Raw genomic sequence first — 19112 nt, 5'->3', positions numbered from 1 at the left:
ATGACTCACTTCGCCCCCCGACAGTTTCCCTTGCGCCTCTCTGCGGCGCCTCCCGAATTGGTTGTGAACTTATGGCAGTTCGGATGGGAGGTCAACGATCGGCAAACTCAACTCACACACAGCACGCCGCCGGAGCCGGCGGTCGAATCCGCCCGGCGCTGGAGTTCCTCCGCGTACTCGGCCCAGACCGCGAGGTTCGCCCGGATCAGCGCTGCCGCCGCCGAGGCGCAGTGCGCGGGAACGTGCTCGGCGATCGTCTCCAGGTCGGCGGAGTGGGCGGGGTGCTGGCTGAGCCAGCGCAGCAGGCTGCGCCCGCTCTCGTTGAACCGGAGCGAGGGGTCGCTGCGCAGCCGTTGCAGCAGCACCGCCCGTTCGCGCGGCGCGGGGTGCGGTGACGCGTGCGGTGCGGCGTGTGGTCCGGGGTGCGGTGCGGGCGCGGGGGCATCGGCGTCGGCGCTGCCGATCCGGCGGGGAGCGGGCGCGCTCCGGCGCTGGCGCGGCGGCAGCGGGTCGTCGCCCGCCTTGAGGCGGGCGCGCACATCGGCTGCGGTCGACGGGGAGATGCCGGCTGCCTTGGCGACCTCCCGCAAGGACAGTTCGGGCCTGCTGAGCATGAGTTCGCGTGCCTGGAGCCGGCCCGCGGCCCCGCTGACGGGCCGGGTGCGGCCGTCCGCGCCGACACGGGTGTCCGACTGTTCATTCCGGACGGTCGAACGGCCGCGCAGTCCCGCGACGGTGGCGGGAGACAGGCCGGCGAGGCGGGCGATCCGCCGGTCGGACCACTGCGGGCAGCCGGCCATGATCCGTGTCGCCGCGGCCCTGCGGTCGGCCGTCGTGAGCGGAAGTCCGTGACGGGAGTTCAGCAGCACGGAGAGGACGAACGCTTCCTCCCCGGCCGTCGAGCAGAGGCGGGCGCGGATCTCCCGCCAGCCGCGCAGGGCGGCGGCCCGTACGCGGTGAGCCCCGTCTATCACCTTCATCGTGTCGGCGTCCACGACGATCGGCGGGAACTCCTCTTCCGATTCGGCGAGCGCGCGGATGTGGGCGTCGTCCTCGCCGACGACCCGCGGAGAATCCGCGAGCTTCAGCGCGTCGATGGGAACGTCTTTTACCGGACACTTCTCAAGTCGCTGCTCCAGCACGGCCAGGTCGTCTTGCATGATTCCCCCATGTGACGGAGACGTCCGCCGGCGGAGCGGTCCCGCCCGCGGACGTCCTAAAACCAACCATCTGCGGGCAGCGTAACGACCGGGTGTTTCCCACCCTTTTCCGTCGCGTGGGGCGTGAGAACAAAAGCAGAACCTCCAGGAAATCGCGCTCCGCTTAGGATCGGCGGCAGTTGTGCGAGAAACATGAGGAGAGCTCCGTGCGCATGCCCGAAAAACTGACCGCCTGGTCCCTTGCCGCTGCCGCGGCTCTGACGGTGGGGCTGGGAATCACGACGGCGTACCCGGCCGGGTCGGGGGCCTCCCTCTCCCTGGCGGCGCCGGCCCCGTCCGTCGGCGCCTCGGAGCACGGCGCCGAGGGGCCTACGGACGAGACCGACACACCCCCTGACCTCGGCGACCTGCCCTGGACCCGGTGACGTCGTACGAGGGGGTGTCCGCCAAGTAGCGCCGGCCCCGGCCCGACGCGCCGTGCCGCCCGCCCGTCGTCAGGGGGTGGCGCGGCCGTCGGGCGCGGCCGAGCCGTCGAGCAGTCCTACGAGCTCGGCCGGCGAGACGGGGGTGTCCGGTTTGATCCAGCCCAGGAACCGGTAGAGCCGCTCGGCGCGCTGCTCCCAGTGGGGGCTGGCCAGGCCCCGGAGCCGGGAAAGGGCGGACTCGGCGTACGCGCGCGCCTCCGCGGGGGCCTGCCGCAGTGCTGCGGCGCAGGCCAGATCGAGGTGGACGCGGGCTTGCAGAAACGTATCGCCTACCTCTACGGCCGCCCGGAAGGCCTGGTCCAACGACGCCTGGGCCCGGTCCGTCCGCTGCTGGCGCCACTGGGCTTCCCCGCACACGCGCAACCCGTGTGCCTCCCCGAGGCGGTCGGCCTCGGCCCGGGAGAGCACGACCACGTCGTGGCCGGTCTGCTCGGCCTCGTGGGCCTCCCCCTCCCGCAGCAGCGCCTCCGCGAGCCGATAGAGGTTCTGGGCCTCGACGCGCAGCGAGCTGCTGCCCCGGCCGGCGGTGATGGCCTCCCTGATCAGCGCGATGCCCAGCGTGTTCTCGCCCCGCTCCAGTTCGATCTGGGCCAGCAGCCCGATCGCATGGGAGCGCCCCGTGTGGTCACCGTCCTGTTGGAAGCAGTCGATCGCCTGACGGCACAGCAGGCCTGCCTCGTCGAGTTCACCGGAGAACCGGGCGCACAGCGCGAGGTTGCGCAGCACGGTGGCCCGCGTACGGGCGTTCCCGCCGCCCTCCAGCACGGACTTCGCTTCCAGGAGCAGGGACCGGGCCTGCGGATAGTTGCGCTGGTAGATCTCCAGCGTGCCCAGGGAGCTCAGCATCGCCCCGACGCCTTCGGTGTCACCGGTCGCACGGGCGGCCTCCAGCGCGGTGTCGGCGACGGCCCGCCATGCGTCCAGGTGGCTGTGCGTTTCGAACAACGGCACCATGCGGACCACCAGTTCCCAGGGATGCCCCTGCTGGTTCGCGTCCCGCCAGTGGCCGATCAGGTCCGCCGTGGCCTGCCGCTCGGACTCGAACCACGCCATCGGATCGGACCAGGGCTCCTCGGCCGTGAGCCACAGGGGCTGCTTCTTCCCCGCCCACGTCCGGAGCGCCGCGACATGGCCCGGGCCGCGCAGCTGCTCGTGCGCACGGTCGGCCAGGGTGAGCCATGCCCTGAAGGCCCGCCCCAGCACGGCCTGTCGTTCCTCCGGGTGCTCCTCGGCCATGCCGCGTTCCCATGCGAACAGACGCAGCAGGCTGTGGAGGCCGAAGCGCGGCGGCATCCCGGACGCGCCCGGCCTGACGTCCAGCAGCTGTGCCTCCACCAGCCGTTCCAGCAGATCCTCGGCACGCTCCGGGCTCACGTCCAGCAGGGCGGCGCCCACCCAGGCGGCGAAGTCCTCCACGGGCAGCAGCCCCAGCAGGCGGAACAGCCGTGCCGCCTCGGCCGGAAGCTCCCGGTAGCTGTTCCAGATCCCGCCGCGCACCCCGCCCTCGTGGGGGCTGAGCACGTCCAGCCGGCGGCGCCTGTCCTCCAGGCGCCTGACCACCAGCTCGACGGAGCCGAAGGGTTTGGTGATCAGAGAGGCACCGACGATGCGCAGGGCGAGCGGCAGCCCGCCGCACAGCTCCACCAGCCGCGCCGCGTGGTCCGGATGTGCCTCGGTGTACGCGCGTCCGGCGACAGCGGCCAGCATCCGGCCGGAGTGTTCGGGATCGAGCGGCTGGAGGGCGAGCTTCATCGTCGCGTAGTCGCCCGCCAGGCGGTCGAAGGAATCGCGGCCGGTGATCACGACGCAGGACAGGCCCTCCCCCGGGATGAGCGGGAGGACCTGGGACACCGAGCGGACGTTGTCCAGCAGGACCAGCACCCTCTTTCCGTCGAGCACGCTGCGGTACAGCGCGGAGCGCCCGTCCAGGTCGTCGGGGATGTCCTCGCTGGGAACGCCCAGGGCCCGCAGGCAGCGGTCCAGCGCCCGCATCGGCGTGAGCGGAGGCTCGTGGCCGTCGTGGCCGCGCATGTCGACGAAGAGCTGCCCGTCGGGGAAGTTGCCGGCGACGCGGTTGCTCCAGTACACGGCCAGCGCCGTCTTGCCCACCCCGCTGGTACCCGAGATCGCCGCGACGGCCAGGGGCACGTCGCCCTTCGCGGCGTCGAGCAGCCGGTCGAGCCGCGCGACCTCCGCGGTGCGACCGGTGAAGGCGGCTGCGGGCGCCGGGAGTTGGGCGGGGAGCGCGGCTGCCGCGGGGGAGGTCGCCTGAGAGGGTGACGGGGCGCCGCGTTCGGCGGGCTCGGCCGCGGCCAGGTCCCGCAGTATGGACTGGTGCAGTTCCTGGAGCGCGGGGCCGGGCTCCGCGCCGATCTCCTCGATGAAGATCCTGCGTCCGGACCGGTAGACCTCCAGCGCGCTCGCCCTGCGGCCGGATCTGCGCAGGGCGGCCATCAGGTGGAACCGCGCCTGTTCCCGCAGCGGCCACTTCTCCACCACGGTGGTCATCTGGGCCACCACCGGCCGGTGCTGCCCCAGCCGGAGCAGGAGGCCGGCGTGTTCTTCGCTCACGTCGAGCCACAGTTCCGTGAGCCGGGCCCGCGCGGCGTCCAGGCAGCCGCCGGACAGCCCTTCGAGTGCCGTGCCGTTCCACAGCGCCAGCGCCTGCCGGAAGCACTCGGCCGCCTCGGTGTACTCATCGGCTCTCGCCAGTTTCCGGGCTCCGGAAACCAGCTCGTCGAGCACGCGGACGTCGACCCCGTGCTGCCCGGGAACGAGAGCGTAGCTGCGGTGGCCGGTCACGATGAGCCGGTCGTCACCGGCCGCGTCACGGAAGATCCGCCGGAGCGAGTTGATGCACACCGCGATCTGGTTGCGGGCGGTGGCGGGCGGCGCACCGTCCCACACCGTTTCGATCAGGACGTCCACGGGCACGGGGGTTCCCGGCGACAGCAGCAGGGTCGCCAGGACAGTACGCTGCCGGGGCCCACCGAGGGGGACGGGATCGCCGTCCACTTCCACCGTGAGCGGCCCCAACAGTTTGAACGATAACGAACGCAAGGGTCATTCCTCTGGCACGGTGTTGCAGGAACTCACCGGCGCCGGACCACACGGGTCGGCGCACCGGCCGTTCTCGGGGAGCATTCGTTGCCGCCGCACACCTTCCGGGACCGGGTAGGCCGGTGAAGGTGGCGGCGGCAGTGGGGGCACCGGCTCCGGGCCCGGGCGCGAAACGGGTCCACGGAGCGACAGGTGCCGGGCCGGGCAGGACGGTCGGCGCCTCGGCGGGCCCTCGGCAGGTCACCCCCGCCGAGCCCGGCGGGCGTCCCGCCGGACCGCAGGCGAACAGCCCTGTGCAGCGCTACACGGCGTCGAGGTGTCTCATGCCGTCAAGGCGATCCGCCGTGACGTGGTCCCCTGAACCGCCGACCTCCCGCATGATCCCCCTGCGCTGCACGACAACCCCCGTTCAAGAACATGCTGCCGGTGCGCGAACCCTCTGGTCAGAAGGTTGTCCGGGCGACCGGCTGATCACCCCTCACCTCACCATCCCCACGCGCACCACGCTGTGACGGAAGCCACAATTCCGCCTCGGAATAAACTCAAATCGCCATGACACCCCTCCAAACCGGCATCACAGGGGATGACCGCCTCGGTTGAGGTCCAGCCCCCCACGCCCGCAACGGCCCGGTGGCGGCCGGAGCGGCGCCCGGCGGTGTCAGGCCAGCGACACCCCTCGGCCGGCGAAGAACTCGGCGAACCCGGCCACGGCCAGGCTCGCGGTGCGGGCCTGACCGGTGTGGCCGGACGGGTTGCGGAAGTGCACCGTGTCGCCTCGGCGGCCGGTGACGAGCACGAGGTGCCCGCCCTGGCCGGGGGCGGGGTTCTCGGGGCGGCGGATCTCCTTGTGCACGGAGGCCATCACGAGCCGCCCGGCGTCGAGCAGGGCGAGGAGTCCGGGCACCGTCAGACGCGGGTGCACCTCCGGGGCCAGGGTGTGGACGTCTGCGACGTACCGGGCGAACGGGGCGTAGATCAGGCCGTGGATCTCTCCGGTGTCGGGGTCTTCGGTGTAGGCCCCGTACTTCCGGGCTCCGTCGAGCAGCTCGAACATGGTGGGCGCGTCGCCGCCGCGGGCGAGGAGCGCCATGCGCAGGCAGGCGATGCCGCACATGTGGCCGCACCACCGGCGGTACGTGTCGAGGTCGGGGGCGCCGGTCTCGGCCCAGCGGGGATCGTCCCCGCAGTCGCGGCCCTCGTAGATGAACGCGGTGATCAGGTCCGGGCTGGCGTACTGCGTGATGGTGGGGAACTGCGGGACGGGCACGGGCGGGTTCCTTCCGGTGGGCGGACCGGCTGATCGGACGGGATGCGGACGGACGGGCGTATCAGCCGCGGTCCGACTTCGGGGTGTGGTCGCGGGCCTCCTCCCGCTCCTGCTGCGGCGTGCGGTCCCGTCGCGGAAGCAGGAGCGGGGTCGCCATGAGGAGGAGACCGGCGATGGCGATCGCGATGCGGGGGCTGGTGACGCCGGCCAGCAGGCCCCACAGGGCGGTCAGCGCGGCGATGGTGGACTTGCTGGTGACCGACCACGCGGACAGGGTGCGGGCGACGCGGTCCGCCGGGGTCCGCTCGAGGCGGTACGTGGCGAACACCGGGTTGAACACGCCCATGCAGGTGATCAGCCCGAGCTCCACGGCCATGACGAGCACGAGCCCGGCCGTGCCCGGGCCGACGAAGGCCAGCCCGAGCGACCAGCACGCCCGCAGCGCCCCGGCGGTGAGCATGACCCGGTGGCGCCCGAACCGCGCGACGAGCCGGGGGGCCAGCCGTGAGCCGATCAGGCCGCCGACGCAGGGTACGGCGAAGGCGAGGCCGTACTGCCAGGGCGCGAAGCCGAGGCGGCCGAGCATGAGGACGGCGAGCACCGGCACGGTCGCCATGACCAGGCCGCTGACCAGGACCGTGTTGAGGAACAGCGGGCGCAGCGCGGAGTCGCTCAGGATGTACCGCCATCCTTCGAACAGGTCGCCGACCCGCAGCCGTGGCGGTGCTTTGGCGGGCGCGGGGTGCGGCTCGCGCCCGCCGATCGCGCGGATCCCCATCGCCGAGAGCAGGAAGCTCACCGCGTTGGCCGCCACGGTCATCACCGGGCCGAACAGTCCGATCGCGGCCCCGCCGAGCGGGGGTCCGAGCATGGTGGCGGTCCAGGTCGTGGACTCGAACCGTCCGTTGGCCACGAGCAGGTCCTCAGGCCGCACGAGCGCCTTGAGGCATGCGCCGCTGGCCGCCGTGAAGGCGATGTCGGCCGCGCCGACGACGACCGACACGACCAGGAGCTGGGTGAAGCTCAGCCGGCCGAGCGCGTACGCGACGGGCACGGTCATCAGCGCCGCGAACCGGACCAGGTCCATCGCGACCATCACCGGCCTCTTGCGGCGGAACTCCACCCACGGGCCGAGCGGCAGCGCCACCACCACGCCGATCGCCAGCCCCGCGGCCGCCAGCGCCGACACCTCGGCCGTCCCGGCGTGCAGTACGAGGATCGCAATCAAGGGGAACGCGTCGAAGGCGAGCCACGTGCCGAGCGTACTGATCGCGTACGCCGCCCAGAGCCACCCGAACTGCCGACCCAGCGACCGCCCAGCCACCATGATCGGCACACCCTCGTTCTCTCGTCCGGACAGCCGAAGGCCGACCGGCAAGATCTAAGCGCGCGGCACACCCGCGGGTCAAAACAACCGGTCGGCCGGCGGTGACCCCCTCCGCGACAGGTTTCACGGAATGCCGCGCAGGCTGCGAGGCTACGGGTGCCGGACCCGTTGCCCCGACCGAGAGCAGGCACGACATGCGATGGACCGTTCACGGCGAGCGGACGATTCTCGACACCCCCTGGGTGCGGCTGCGTTCGCTGGACGTGGAGCAGCCGGACGGCGCCCGTATCGCCTACGACGTCGTACGCCTGCGGGACCTCGCCGTGGCGGCGGCCGTGGACGAGCGGCAGCGGGTGCTGATGATGTGGCGCCACCGCTTCGTCACGGACACCTGGGCCTGGGAGCTGCCCATGGGCCTGGTCGAGGACGGCGAGAGCCCCGAGGCGGCAGGCGCCCGGGAGCTGGAGGAAGAGACCGGGTGGCGTCCGGAGGCCATGCGGGAGCTGATCTACGCGGAGCCGGCGGCCGGTATCACCGACTCCCGGCACTTCGTGTTCCGCGCGGAGGGGGCGCGGCGCGTCGGTGAGCCCACGGAACGCAACGAGTCGGACCGGCTGGAGTGGATCCCGCTGGCCGACCTCCCCGGCATGATCACCCGACGGGAGATCGTCAGCAGCGCGACCCTGGTCGGGGTGATGGCGCTCCTGCTGGACCTGAAGGCCTGAGCTTGCGATTCAACCTTCGGAGTCCGGCAGGGCAGATTCGGTTCCGGTGGCGAGGGTGACCTGAGCGGTCCATGCCCAGGGCTCCCGCGGGGGTTCCCGGCGTCGTAGCGGGTGGCGGACCGCGCAGCCTCAGCCGGGGCGCTCCATCCCTGCCCACGGGACCGCCACAGGGGTCCGGCCAAGGTAGGTCGAAACCCTGTGGAGTCCACCTGCATGGCGTGGAATGATCTTGGGCGACTGCTGACGGAAGGGAAGGTCAAAAAGGTGTACGTCCCGTCATCTGCCCGAGCTCTCGATGATGACGAGCGTGAGCTCGTGGATCTGGCACGCCGCACCATAGACGCGCATACCGACGCCGGGCCCGACGAAGACGGGATCCACACGGTGGGCGCCGCGGTCATGGCCGCCGACTACCGGATGTTCGCCGGCGTGAACCTCTACCACTTCACCGGCGGACCCTGCGCCGAACTCGTGGCTCTGGCGGCCGCGCGAGCCCAGGGCGCCCGCCAGATGCGCTGCATCGTCGCCATGGGAAACCACGGACGCGGGGTCATCGGCCCGTGCGGGCGCGATCGGCAGGTCTTCGTGGACTACTACCCGACCATGCGCGTCATCGTGCCCACGCCCGCGGGGCTCAGGTCCGTCCTCGCCGCCGAGCTGATGCCGCTGGCTCAGCGATGGACCCCGGAGGCGGGCATGAACGGTCTCGACCCATCGCTCTGCCAAGACCCCGAGACGGCCGGTCCCCCGATCATTCGGTTCAACCCCCGCTACCTCGAAGTCGTCCGCTCCGGCGCCAAGACCAAGACCACCCGCTTCCGTGACCCGGCCCAGCTCGGGCCGGCACGGCTGGTGTTCGAGAGCGACCCCGAAGTCGTCCTGTCGGCAGAGGTGACCGGCATCAGGCACTGCCTGGTCAGCGACCTCACCGACCAGGACGCCCAAGCCGAGGGGCTGACGACCGCAGCCGAACTCCGGGAAGGCCTCAAGGGCCACTACCCGGATCTGGCGGGAACCGACGAAGTCGACGTCATCACCTTCCAGATCAACGACAAGACGGGCGCCACTTAAACCACGGATGCGCCAAACGACGACATCCAGCTTCTGAGCCGCCCGCGCTGCGAGGGTCCGCCGCGACGGTGATCCTCGACAGCCCAGGACTGCTCGGCTCGTCCGATGAGAGGGGCTCCTACGGCCAGACGGTCAGGTCCAGGGTGATGTAGTGGCTTCCGTCGCGTTGCTGCGGCGCCGCCTGGATGGTGGCGAGCGCCACGTGTCCGCTCTTGCGGACGCAGATCTGGGTCCCCTTGGTCAGCTTCTCCTCGTCGATCTTGTCGCTGAGGCGGGTCTCGGCGCGGCACACGTCGAGAGAGCCGGCTTGACCGGGGTCCAGCCTGGACAGCTGTTCGCCTCCGCCGTCGGACATCAGCCCCCAGTTGTAGCTGTACCCCAGCCCCTCCTTGACCCCCTTCTTCGGGGTGAGGGAGTCGTCCGAGAGCAGGATCGCGTAGCCGTCCGTCATCTGTATGTTGGTCTTGGTCACCGGGGTGCCTTGGCCCGTGGAGGGCGCCGCACTGGGCGCCTGCCCCGCGGAACCGCTCGACGGGGCGGCGGCGGTCACGGTGACGGTCGCCGTGACCGTGGGCTGTACGGCGCGGGCCGTGGGCGAGTTCACGAAGGTCGGAAGTCCGAAGAAGCCCAGCAGCAGGCCGACGACGCCGGTGGCCGCGGAGATCAGGGCGGCGAGCTCCCCGGCACGACTCGACCGGCCCCTGCCGGGATCCGTCGACGCGGGAGGTCCTCCACCCGGATCCGTGGGCGCCATTCCACTCATTCTCGACTCCTTCACCGCGACGATGGAGGGTCCATGCAACCATCAACTGCCACGCCGTGGGGGCGAGTTCGGATCTTGATATCAGGCCGTGTCCGGTCGGTGCCGGGGGGCTGGCATCGTAGGAGCCATGGGAACAGCGGGAACGACACCGGAACCGGATGCCCGGGCCCGGCGCGGCTTCACGTCTCTGGGTGAGGTGGCGTGCCGCTATCAGGCGGACGAGATCCTCCCGGAGGATCTGCCGATGATCGCCGCCGAGGCGCTCGCGGCCGGGGTGGACACCCCGACGCTGTGCGAGCTCGCCGGCCTGCCGCGCACCGCGGATACCCGCGACATCCGCGATGCGTTCGAGCAGGCACTCTCCGAGTCCGGGGTCGCGTTGCCCGATCGGGGCCTGGCGCGGCGCCACGCTCTGCGCCGGCTGGCGGCGAGGCTCCTCGACGGGGAGATCGCCCCCGCCGACCTGGCGACGGACGACTGGTGGGAGACGCAGGCCGAAACGGCGGAGGAGCGGTCGTTCGTCTCGCTGATCCCGCAATGCGGGTGCTGCATCACGTACACGTTGGGGCTCGACCAGCGGACGTGGGCGGCCGAGCTGCGGACCGCCGCGCTCGCCCTGACATCGTCTCCACCGGTCGGCCCGGGCTGCTGAGGAGGTGCCCTGCGCCCGGGAGACCGGGCAGGGCCGCCGATAGTGTGTGGCCGTCCGAGGACGCCGAGCATGGGGGGACCAGTGGGACGCAGCGCGATGCCCAAAGACGGAGCCCGCCCGTCCGGCCCCGGGTCATGGCCATGACCCGCCGGCGGCCGGGCTCCGGCGAGCCCGGCCGCGGTGCGAGGACCCTCGGGGTCAGAACCTGTCGACTTCCTTGCCGTCCGGGGCCTGGTAGCAGCCGGAGACGACGGTCAGGCTCAGCTTCGGCGGGTCGTTCTTCTTCATCTGGACGATGCTGACGCTGTACTTCTTCTCGCTGTTGTCGGCGGTGAGGTTGAGGTTCTTGGACTTGCTCGTGTCGGGCTCGTACCGGACGATCTTCCAGCCGTGCTTGGGGAGTTCGGCCTTGAGCCGCTCCATCGCCTCGTCGAGCTGGTCGGCAGAGTCGGGGTAGAAGCTCCACGGGTGGAAGACCTGGAAGTACTTGGCCGGGTCCCTGCCCCCGCATTCCGTGACGCCGGAACGGGTATCGGACGCCTTCCCCTTGACTCCGATCAGGTCGTAGAGCCCGCTCGACACCTTCTCCACCGCGTCGGCGGCATCGCGCGAGGTGCTGGTGCCCACGACGGGGATTTCGTCCGAGCCTGCGGAGTCATTCATGCTGCATCCAGTGAGGGTGATGAGGGCGAGGGACAGGAAGAGCGCCGGAGCGCCCGGTCTGATCTTCAAGTCAGTGGGTCTCAATCGTCGTTCGGGCCAGGGAAGGGCTGCTTACGGCTGTTACCTCTACCTCATGTGCTCCCAGTGCTGCGGCGGCGGCTTCAAGGTCACCTCGTCGCTGCGGCCCGCCACGATGAAACCCTGGTTCCGCAGGCTCTCCGACCCCTCCTTCCAGTATTCGCTGTGGCCGGAGACGTTGCTGCCGGTGGTCATCTGATTGGCCCCGAACACCTCGTCGCTGGGGATCCGCCAGGGACCGTCCCAGTCGGTGCCGCCGTGGCCGAAGCGACCGATGTCGGGCACCGGGTCCCCGTCGGCCTCCTGGTTCCAGACGTGTCCCTTGGGCACGTCCATCTGTTCCGCCTTGGGAACCTGGACACCGGGGCTGCCCGCGGTGATGACGTCGTCCGCGTTCAGGGTGCCCTGTCGGGCCGCCGACCCGATGAGGGTCGTACCGTACGAGTGTCCGATCGCGGTGCGGTGCGGGTCCGAGTCGCCGGTGTGCGACGCGTCGAGGCCGTCCATGAACCGGTTGAAGGCCGGGGCCCCGTCATTGGCGTAGTGGCTGAACGGCGAGTCCTTGACGATGTCCTGCGGGGCGTCGTAGCCGAGCCAGGTGATCGTGGAGACCGGCTTGCCGTCCGCCGCGTCGGTGGCCGAGCGCCAGACGCTCTCCATGCGCCCGATGTCCCCGCCGATCTTCTCCAGGTTCGCGGTCGTGCCCGGCACGTAGACGGCCTGGTGCGCGGCCGTGTCCGGGTTTCCGTTGGCGACGATCGCGCGGCCGTTGCCCTCCGGGCTGAAACCGAGCAGGTACGCCTCGGGCAACTTGTTCTGTCCCGTCGCGTCGAAGCGCTTCTGGATGCTCTCCATCCCCTTGAGGGAGGACGTGAGGTGCCGGTACTGGTCACCGTACTTCTTGTCCCACGCCATCCACTCGTCGGTGTGCACCTTGGAGGGGTACATGCCGGCGGTGATCCACGTCCACTCGTTGGCGGGCGGCTTCGGGATGCCGTTCAGCGTCATCTGGTAGGTACCCCGCTTCTCGTCGAAGACGGCGCGGTTGGCCTCGTCCCGCGCCGTGGCGGGCAGGCCGTCGAGTCCGCCGACGGTGTCCGGCCGCAGCGAGAGCCAGGCCGCCTGCTGTTCGGCGTCCAGCCCCTTCCACCAGTCCGCGTTGGCCTGGGGGCTGCCGTCCTTCGGGGGCTGCGGGAGGGAGTCCAGGTAGTGCTGGCCCGCGCCGCGCACGCCCTCCGCGTCCTTGTCGACGTCCGCCCAGTCCCCGTCGGAGACGACCAGGTCGTCGTCCGCCTTGAGCTTGCGCAGCTGCGGCGCCCACTTCTGGTCCGCGTCGCCGGCCTCCTTCACGGCCTCCGCGATGCGGTTGGCGATGTCCTGGGCTATCGCGTAGTTCGGGTTCGGGTCGAAGTTGCCCGCCTGCCGCTGGAGGGCGCGGGCCTGCTCGGACATGGTGCCGCTCGCCGAACCGGGCTTCGGCGGGGACCCGCCCGGGTTCTCCCCCGCGGCCGGATAGGACACCGACCCGTCGTCGCCCACCGTGAACTTGTGCTCGGCCGCCTCCGACAGCGCCCGCTCCAGCTTCTTCTGCGCCGGGCGGACGTCGGCCGCGAAGGCGTTCAGGGCCGTGCCCACCAGACCGCACTCGACCTGGACGTAGTGGAAGTCCTTCGCCACCTCGCGCAGTTCGATGACCGCGGCGTCGACCGCCACCCCCTTGAGCGACTTCTGCATCTGGGCGGTGATCCGCTGCTCCAGCGCGTCCTTCGCCTGGCTGGCCGCGTCACTGGCCGAGCGGTACCCGGTCGCCGCTTCCTCGAACTCGTTCAGCTTGAGCGTCTTCAGTGCTTTGATGTCCATGGCTCAGGTCACTTCCCCTGGCCACCGGCGGCGGGCGTGTCCTGGTACTGCTTGCCCAGCTCCGTGAAGAGGCCCTTGAGGTACTCGTCGGTGAGGAGCAGGTCGTTCCCCGCGCGCTGCAGCCTTCCCTGCAGGGCGGTGCACCGACCGGACAGGCTGTCCAGGTACGTCTTCCAGCTCTGGTACACCTCGGACTGCGCCCCCGCGGTCTCCACCCCGCCGCCGGCCGCGAGGCCTTCCTGGCCGGTTTCGAGGGAGCTCAGCGCCTTCTTCACGTCGCCGGCGAGGCCTCCGACCGCGGTGCCCGCCGCCGTCCACGCGGATTTGCTGGTCTTGATGTCCTCTTCGCCGCCACCGTCCCCGGCGCCCGCCAGCCGCATGTCGGGCGCACCCGAAGGGCCGCCCTTGAGGCGAGCCCACTCGTCCTCGAACGAACCCACGCGTTCCCCCTCACACTTGTCACATCATTCCCAGTAGCAACCCTACGCAAGGCTAGCTCCGGAATCCCATCGGGTGGACCTCCCCGCCCTCCCCCGTCGGGCGGGGAGGTCCCGCCCTTCCGTGTCCGCGTGGCCGCGGGGCGTGGAGGGAGCCGAGGAGGGTGAGGGCCTGCGCGGTGGGGCTGTCCGGTTCGGCGTGGTAGATCACGAGTTCCTGGCCGTGGGCCCCGCGCACGTCGAAGGACTGGTAGGTCAGGGCGAGGGGTCCGACGTCGGGGTGGACGAAGTGTTTGGTGCCGCTGGTCTTTGCGTAGACGCTGTGCGAGGAGCGCAGGGCGGCGAATTCCCCGCTCGCCGCGGTGAGGGTGCGGACCAGTTCGCGCAGGCGGGGGTAGTGCGGGTCCAGGCCGGTGGCCCGGTGGAGGGCGGCGACGACCGCCTCGGCCGCCCTGTGCCACTGGGCGTAGAAGCTTGCGGCCGCCGGGTCGAGGAAGGTCATGCGGGCCAGGTTGTCCGCCTGCTCGAACGGGGAGAATAGGGCGTCGGCCAGCGGGTTCGCCGCCAGGACGTCCAGGGCGGGGTTGAGGACGAACGCCGGCGTGTGCGCGTAGCCGTCCAGCAGCTGACGCAGCATCGGGGCGGCCGTTTCGTCCGGCTGCGCCGCGTGGTCCTCCGGCACCGCGTTCGCCAGGCGGTACAGGTGGCCGCGCGCCTCGTCGTCCATGCGCAGGGTCCGGCCGAGCGATTCGAGGACCTGGGGTGAGGGGCTGCGTTCACGGCCCTGTTCCAGGCGGGCGTAGTAGTCCGAGTTCATGCCGGCCAGGACGGCCACCTCCTCCCGCCGCAGTCCTGCCACCCGGCGCCGGCCGTGGGAGGCAAGTCCGACGTCGTCGGGCCGCAGGCGCGCGCGGTGTGCGCGCAGGAAGTCTCCGAGGTCGTTGACGGTCACGCACGCAGCCTACGGGCGGGCGCGACGGCGAGCCTGGGTGTGCTGTGCCCAGGCAGAGCCCGTCCTGGTCCGAGCCGTTGCCGCCGGACAGAGTTCAGGACTGCCACCGGCGACACATCCGTAGGGAGAACAGGCATGACGCGAACCATCAAGGCCGTAGCGATCACTGGGGCCAGCAGCGGGATCGGGGAGGCGACCGCTCGCCGCCTCGCCGCCGAGGGACACCGGGTCTTTCTCGGCGCCCGCCGCACCCAGCTGCTGGAGAAGCTGGTCGACGAGATCACCCGGGAGGGCGGCGCCGCGGCTTTCAAGGAGCTGGACGTCACCGACGCGGCGGACGTGAGGGCCTTCGTCGATGCCGCTCGGCGTGAGTTCGGGCGGGTCGACGTCCTGGTGAACAACGCGGGGGTGATGCCCCTTTCCCCGCTGGAGGCCCTGCTGACCGATGAGTGGGACCGCATGATCGACGTGAACGTACGCGGCGTCCTGCACGGGATCGCGGCCGCTCTCCCGGTGATGCGAGCCCAGGGTGGTGGCGGGCACTTCGTGAACATCGCCTCGGTCGGGGCGTACGAGGTCTCACCCACGGCCGCCGTCTACTGCGCCACCAAGTTCGCCGTCCGCGCCCTCTCCGAGGGGCTGCGCCAGGAGTCGCGCGGCGACATCCGGGTCACCGTCGTCTCCCCCGGTGTCACCGAGTCCGAACTCGCCGACTCCATCTCCGACCTCGCGGCCAGGGCCGCGATGAAGACCTACCGCTCCGTCGCGCTGCCCGCCTCGGCCGTCGCGGACGCCATCGCCTACGCGCTCGCGCAGCCTCCACAGGTCGACGTGAACGAGATCGTCGTCCGGCCCGCCGCGAGCGCCCAGTGAGCGCCGTGGAGTACGGCACGCTGCTGCGACGGCTGCGGGACCTGGAGGACAAGGAAGCCCTGCGCGCCCTCATGGTGCACGGCTGGAGGGCGCTGGACCGCAAGGACTGGCGGACCTGGATCGAGTGCTGGACCGAGGACGCCGTGCTGGAATTCGCCCCCTGGGGGCGGGTCCACGGCAGGGAGGCCGTCCGTGCGAAGGTGGAGGAGGCGGAGTCCCCGTATCCGGGCATGCAGCACCACATCCTGAACATGCACTTCACCGTGGCGGGTGACCGGGCGACCGGCGTCGGCTACATGTGGTTCGTCGCCGTCACCCGCCCCGGGCAGACCAACGCTCCGTACGCGATGGGCGGTGCCTACGACTGGGAGTTCGTCAGGGGCTCCGGCGGCTGGCTGCTGAAGCGCCAGGAGATCCGGATCTGCTGGACCCAGGGCGATGACCCCGGCAGCGCCCTCGGGTAGCCCTCGGCGGCGGGTCAGGCCGCGAGGGACAGGAGGGGCGCCGCGTACTGGGCGGGGCGCTCGACGATCAGCCGGTTGCGCAGGCGCCGCGCCGCTCCGCCGGTGAGGCCGAGGCCCTCGGCGGCGGCCCGGTAGGTGACGTAGCGGGCCTGCTGGTGCTGCTCCTGGAGGCGCTCCAGCCAGGCGTCGATGTGGCGCAGGGCTTCTTCGACCGAGCCGTCCGGGGAACCCGCCTCGTGCAGTCGCAGCGCGCGGTCGCGCTCCCGCTGGAGCTCGGAGAAGCCGCAGACGTCGAGGCTGATGCGCTCGGCGGCGTCCAGGCTCGCGTTGCCCGACAGGTACAGCTCGCGGGCCAGTCGGTTGCGCCGGAGGACCCGCTCGGTGCTGATCCGGTAGACCCGGGCGCTGGCGTCGGAGAGCTCCACCGGCAGTCCGGTGTCGCGGACGACGCAGCTGCCGCGCAGGCCGCGTGCGGCGGCGGCCAGCAGGGCGCTGGCTTCGGAGGGGTGCCAGTCGAAGACGTGGTCGACGCTCCGGGTGTCCGCGTCGGTCAGTGCGAACCAGTCGTGGCCCATGTCGGGCAGCAGGTCCCGCTCGGGGATCTCGCAGTCCAGGCCGGGGCCGGCGAGGTACAGGTTGGCGTTGACGCCGGCGGTGGCGCAGGCCGCCATCACCAGGGCGTCCGGGAGGGGGCTGAGCAGCGTGGGCTCGTCGCCCCGGGCGAAGACGTCGCCGCCGATGTCGACCACCTTCACCTCGTCGGCCCCGTAGCGCTGCGCCGCTTCCGCGATCTGCCGGGCGAGCCCCCGCACTCCGCCGTACGGGTTCAACAGGCCGAGGGTGATGGGGAGTTCACCGGCCAGCCGGGGGAGCGTGGAGCCGGCCGGGGCGATCGGGGCGCTCTGCGCGGTGATCTCCGCGAGGTGCGGGGTCAGGGCGCGCAGTCCGGAGAAGTCGCGGTCCGAGCGCGGGCCGGGGATCGGGTCGACCACCAGCCGCTCCCACGAGTAGCTGAGCACCACGGCCGGCTCGTCGCCGTGGAGCGCGCTGTGCACGAGCGTCGTGCCGATGACGTCGCCGCCGCCGCCCGCCGCAATCAGAAGCTGAGTCATGGCTTTTCCCCCTGGCAAATGGTCCGAGTACGCCGGCTCCGGTAATTCGAGGCCGTGTTGTTCCGATGCCGACGAGTCTTGTCTGTGAGATGGGGGAAAGTCGACGGGCGCCGCTGTCAGGGTCCTGCCCTGGCAGGACCCTGCACTCCGGGGCCGCGGTCGACGCCCTGCGGAGCCCGCGCCAGGGCTCGGAGCGGAGCGGTCCGATGCAGTCTGCTGCCACGCAGATACAGGACCTGACCTGCGAAGATGTGGGTTCCATGGGCTTGTGGCGCGGAAGCGGAACGAGGCATAACACTGCCATTGCAGGACCCTGACAGCTCAGATTGCTGACACGGAGACCCCGGCGGGGAAGAATTCAATGCATCAGGGAGGGCCGGTGAAAAGCCCGACCGAAACGCGAACAGAGCAGCAGATGCTGCTTCTCGTCCTCCGCATCGAAAGGGAATTCCGATGAGCAAGAACACCGCTTTCGCCGCCCGCCGCACCCTCTCCGCCTCCCTGCTCGCGCTGGTCGCCTCGGTCACCCTCTCCGTGGGCACCGCCCAGGCCACCGAGGCCCCGGCCTCGACCCCGGCGACCGTCTCCACCCTCACCAACGGCTGGGGCTGAGCCGTGTACATCGTCACCGCGCGCTTCGACTCCGGTGGCAGCTCCGCGACGCCGCCGATGGACGCGGCCCTGCTCTCGGACCTCTTCTGGGCGCATGCCGACCCGCAGGACGGTCTGGAACACGTCTACTCCTCGTGCGACACCCAGGGCGCGGACGTGGTGATGTTCCTCCTCAAGCCCCGGCTCGCGCTGGCGGAGGTCGCGGCCGAACGGCTCGCGCGGCGCTGCCTGAACGGCGCGCGGCAACTGGCCGGCTGGCACGTCCGGCGCTGCGGTGTGGACCTGGTCCCCGCACTGGCCGAGCGCGTGCTGCTGACTCCCGGTGTGACCCCGGGCCGATGACGGCTGCCGGGTCCTCGCGGACAGACGAAAACGTGCCCGCGACCGGACGCGGTGTCCGGCCACAGGCACGAGTCGATTCAGCTGTTGTCGTTGTTGGCCTTGTCGGCCTTGTCGGCCTTGTCGGCCTTGTTGGCCTCGTCGGCCCTACTGCTCTTGTTGCTCTCAGCGGTGTGCCGGTTCGTTCCCTCCCTGAAGCCAGCCGCGCTCACCGGCGATGACTCCCGCCTGGAACCTGCTCCGGGCGCCCAGGTGGTCCATGAGCTCGGCGGTGATCCGCCGGGCGGTCCGTACGGAAACCCCCAGCTTGCGGGCGACCACGTCATCCGTGTGCCCCTGGGCCAGCAGTCCGAGTACGGCGTGGGCCTGGCTCGACAGCCCGGAACCGGAGTGCTTCTGGCTGTGTGCGTCCAGCGGGATGGCTTCCTGCCAGACGTGTTCGAACAGTGCGCACAGCGCGGCCACCAGACCTGATCCGCGCAGGACGAGTGCCCCGACCGTGGCGTTGTCGGGGTCCGTCGGCACGACGGCGGTCTGCCGGTCGTAGATCGTCATCCGCATCGGGAGCGAGGTGCTGGTCCGCACGGACCCGCCCATCGTCACCAGCCATCGTGCGTACTCCACGGTCGGAGCCGAGTTGATGATGCTGGCGAGGTAGACGGTGCGCATCTGTACACCGCGCTCCAGGTGCTCCCGGTCCAGTGGCTTGCTGGCCTCCATGGTCTGTACGGTCTGCGGGCCGCCGTTGGCGAAGGCCATCAGCTCCCCCTTGCACACGCGGGCCAGCTCGCCGATCCGGTACCGGATCTCCTCGATCCCGTTCAGCTGGTCGACGTCCGGACGGCGCCGGGTGGTCTGCAGCTGATCCCAGTCGGCGAGGAGCCGCGCGACGGCCGCCTTGGTGACCGCCATCTCTCTCTGGCGTTCCGCCAGTTCTTCTTCCTGCTTGGCCAACAGGCTGGTCAGGCCGACATCAGGACTCACCGCGTAGCCGCTGGACCCTCCACTGCCGCCCTGGGCGATCAGTGCCATGCGGGCGAGCTCATCGAGCACCCGACGGATCCGATCGACCGGAACTCCCAGTTCCGATGCGATGCCCGAAACGCCCAGGCCCGGGTGGGACAACATCGTGCGATAGACGGTTTCGGCCTCGCTGTCGAGGCCAAGCGCACTCAACAAAGCGATCTCCTTCCGGAAGACACAGCCGGCCGG

Annotated in this window: 19 protein-coding genes; 8 read left to right on the top strand and 11 right to left on the bottom strand. The window is 71.0% G+C overall.

Annotated features, from left to right (window positions below; translation table 11 throughout):
* Positions 1–107 precede the first annotated feature (107 nt).
* Positions 108–1160, bottom strand: a complete 1053-nt coding sequence (locus tag ACZ4TG_RS24380; RefSeq protein WP_468166254.1) for a ParB/RepB/Spo0J family partition protein — start codon at positions 1158–1160, stop codon at positions 108–110.
* A 206-nt stretch (positions 1161–1366) separates the two neighbouring features.
* Between ACZ4TG_RS24380 and ACZ4TG_RS24375 the strand changes: the two genes are divergently transcribed.
* Entirely contained in the window at positions 1367–1585 is a 219-nt protein-coding gene (locus ACZ4TG_RS24375; protein ID WP_468166252.1) for a hypothetical protein, read from the top strand.
* Positions 1586–1654: 69 nt separating this feature from the next.
* Here ACZ4TG_RS24375 and ACZ4TG_RS24370 read toward each other — a convergent pair whose 3' ends face one another.
* From ACZ4TG_RS24370 to ACZ4TG_RS24360, 3 genes are all read right to left on the bottom strand, one after another.
* A complete protein-coding gene (locus tag ACZ4TG_RS24370) occupies positions 1655–4660 on the bottom strand; it encodes an AfsR/SARP family transcriptional regulator (RefSeq protein ID WP_468166820.1) in 3006 nt (1001 codons plus the stop codon).
* Between the two features lie 703 nt (positions 4661–5363).
* Positions 5364–5972 (bottom strand): C39 family peptidase, encoded by a 609-nt coding sequence (locus ACZ4TG_RS24365; protein ID WP_468166250.1) that lies wholly within the window; start codon positions 5970–5972, stop codon positions 5364–5366.
* 61 nt (positions 5973–6033) lie between these two features.
* Entirely contained in the window at positions 6034–7299 is a 1266-nt protein-coding gene (locus ACZ4TG_RS24360; protein WP_468166248.1) for an MFS transporter, read from the bottom strand.
* A gap of 194 nt (positions 7300–7493) precedes the next feature.
* Between ACZ4TG_RS24360 and ACZ4TG_RS24355 the strand changes: the two genes are divergently transcribed.
* Together ACZ4TG_RS24355 and ACZ4TG_RS24350 are read left to right on the top strand one after the other, a co-directional pair.
* The gene (locus ACZ4TG_RS24355; RefSeq protein ID WP_468166246.1) at positions 7494–8024 is read left to right on the top strand and encodes an NUDIX hydrolase; all 531 of its coding nucleotides are present in this window, start codon (positions 7494–7496) and stop codon (positions 8022–8024) included.
* 315 nt (positions 8025–8339) lie between these two features.
* Positions 8340–9095, top strand: coding sequence for an ASCH domain-containing protein (locus ACZ4TG_RS24350; protein ID WP_468166244.1), 756 nt, complete (start codon positions 8340–8342; stop codon positions 9093–9095).
* Between the two features lie 118 nt (positions 9096–9213).
* Here the strand turns inward: ACZ4TG_RS24350 and ACZ4TG_RS24345 are convergent, their stop codons facing one another.
* The gene (locus ACZ4TG_RS24345; protein WP_468166242.1) at positions 9214–9858 is read right to left on the bottom strand and encodes a hypothetical protein; all 645 of its coding nucleotides are present in this window, start codon (positions 9856–9858) and stop codon (positions 9214–9216) included.
* Between the two features lie 127 nt (positions 9859–9985).
* Between ACZ4TG_RS24345 and ACZ4TG_RS24340 the strand changes: the two genes are divergently transcribed.
* A complete protein-coding gene (locus tag ACZ4TG_RS24340) occupies positions 9986–10510 on the top strand; it encodes a hypothetical protein (protein WP_468166240.1) in 525 nt (174 codons plus the stop codon).
* A 198-nt stretch (positions 10511–10708) separates the two neighbouring features.
* Here ACZ4TG_RS24340 and ACZ4TG_RS24335 read toward each other — a convergent pair whose 3' ends face one another.
* From ACZ4TG_RS24335 to ACZ4TG_RS24320, 4 genes are all read right to left on the bottom strand, one after another.
* On the bottom strand, positions 10709–11173 hold the full coding sequence (locus ACZ4TG_RS24335; RefSeq protein WP_468166239.1) for a hypothetical protein: 465 nt from the start codon (positions 11171–11173) through the stop codon (positions 10709–10711).
* Between the two features lie 126 nt (positions 11174–11299).
* Positions 11300–13111, bottom strand: a complete 1812-nt coding sequence (locus ACZ4TG_RS24330) for an alpha/beta hydrolase (protein ID WP_468166237.1) — start codon at positions 13109–13111, stop codon at positions 11300–11302.
* Positions 13112–13119: 8 nt separating this feature from the next.
* Positions 13120–13551 (bottom strand): hypothetical protein, encoded by a 432-nt coding sequence (locus ACZ4TG_RS24325; RefSeq protein ID WP_468166235.1) that lies wholly within the window; start codon positions 13549–13551, stop codon positions 13120–13122.
* A 52-nt stretch (positions 13552–13603) separates the two neighbouring features.
* Positions 13604–14500 carry a helix-turn-helix transcriptional regulator gene (locus tag ACZ4TG_RS24320; RefSeq protein WP_468166233.1) on the bottom strand — a complete coding sequence of 299 codons (897 nt, stop codon included), beginning with the start codon at positions 14498–14500 and terminating at the stop codon, positions 13604–13606.
* A 135-nt stretch (positions 14501–14635) separates the two neighbouring features.
* Between ACZ4TG_RS24320 and ACZ4TG_RS24315 the strand changes: the two genes are divergently transcribed.
* Both ACZ4TG_RS24315 and ACZ4TG_RS24310 read left to right on the top strand, forming a co-directional pair.
* On the top strand, positions 14636–15373 hold the full coding sequence (locus tag ACZ4TG_RS24315; RefSeq protein ID WP_468166231.1) for an SDR family oxidoreductase: 738 nt from the start codon (positions 14636–14638) through the stop codon (positions 15371–15373).
* Positions 15370–15837 carry a nuclear transport factor 2 family protein gene (locus tag ACZ4TG_RS24310; protein WP_468166229.1) on the top strand — a complete coding sequence of 156 codons (468 nt, stop codon included), beginning with the start codon at positions 15370–15372 and terminating at the stop codon, positions 15835–15837. Before ACZ4TG_RS24315 ends, ACZ4TG_RS24310 begins: the two co-directional genes overlap by 4 nt.
* Positions 15838–15851: 14 nt before the next feature.
* Here ACZ4TG_RS24310 and ACZ4TG_RS24305 read toward each other — a convergent pair whose 3' ends face one another.
* Positions 15852–16949: a DUF1152 domain-containing protein gene (locus tag ACZ4TG_RS24305; protein WP_468166227.1), complete on the bottom strand. Its 1098-nt coding sequence runs from the start codon at positions 16947–16949 to the stop codon at positions 15852–15854.
* Between the two features lie 453 nt (positions 16950–17402).
* On the opposite strand from ACZ4TG_RS24305, the gene ACZ4TG_RS24300 reads away from it, so the two are divergent.
* Both ACZ4TG_RS24300 and ACZ4TG_RS24295 read left to right on the top strand, forming a co-directional pair.
* Complete coding sequence (locus ACZ4TG_RS24300; RefSeq protein ID WP_468166225.1) at positions 17403–17561, top strand: hypothetical protein; 159 nt, start codon at positions 17403–17405, stop codon at positions 17559–17561.
* 3 nt (positions 17562–17564) lie between these two features.
* A complete protein-coding gene (locus ACZ4TG_RS24295) occupies positions 17565–17903 on the top strand; it encodes a hypothetical protein (RefSeq protein ID WP_468166223.1) in 339 nt (112 codons plus the stop codon).
* Between the two features lie 162 nt (positions 17904–18065).
* Here the strand turns inward: ACZ4TG_RS24295 and ACZ4TG_RS24290 are convergent, their stop codons facing one another.
* Entirely contained in the window at positions 18066–18953 is an 888-nt protein-coding gene (locus ACZ4TG_RS24290; protein WP_468166221.1) for a helix-turn-helix transcriptional regulator, read from the bottom strand.
* Between the last annotated feature and the right edge of the window lie 159 nt (positions 18954–19112).

It is taken from the genome of Streptomyces sp. NPDC028314, assembly GCF_055565795.1.
Note: the sequence above shows the minus strand (reverse complement) of the source record. Positions and strands in the feature narration are given on the sequence as shown.

Bases quoted from the DNA above. Each gene is read 5' to 3' on its own strand.
- ACZ4TG_RS24360 (WP_468166248.1), bottom strand. From the start codon at position 7,299: ATGGTGGCTGGGCGGTCGCTGGGTCGGCAGTTCGGGTGGCTCTGGGCG.
- ACZ4TG_RS24300 (WP_468166225.1), top strand. From the start codon at position 17,403: ATGAGCAAGAACACCGCTTTCGCCGCCCGCCGCACCCTCTCCGCCTCC.
- ACZ4TG_RS24340 (WP_468166240.1), top strand. From the start codon at position 9,986: ATGGGAACAGCGGGAACGACACCGGAACCGGATGCCCGGGCCCGGCGC.
- ACZ4TG_RS24315 (WP_468166231.1), top strand. From the start codon at position 14,636: ATGACGCGAACCATCAAGGCCGTAGCGATCACTGGGGCCAGCAGCGGG.
- ACZ4TG_RS24380 (WP_468166254.1), bottom strand. From the start codon at position 1,160: ATGCAAGACGACCTGGCCGTGCTGGAGCAGCGACTTGAGAAGTGTCCG.
- ACZ4TG_RS24345 (WP_468166242.1), bottom strand. From the start codon at position 9,858: ATGAGTGGAATGGCGCCCACGGATCCGGGTGGAGGACCTCCCGCGTCG.
- ACZ4TG_RS24355 (WP_468166246.1), top strand. From the start codon at position 7,494: ATGCGATGGACCGTTCACGGCGAGCGGACGATTCTCGACACCCCCTGG.
- ACZ4TG_RS24305 (WP_468166227.1), bottom strand. From the start codon at position 16,949: ATGACTCAGCTTCTGATTGCGGCGGGCGGCGGCGGCGACGTCATCGGC.
- ACZ4TG_RS24335 (WP_468166239.1), bottom strand. From the start codon at position 11,173: ATGAATGACTCCGCAGGCTCGGACGAAATCCCCGTCGTGGGCACCAGC.
- ACZ4TG_RS24330 (WP_468166237.1), bottom strand. From the start codon at position 13,111: ATGGACATCAAAGCACTGAAGACGCTCAAGCTGAACGAGTTCGAGGAA.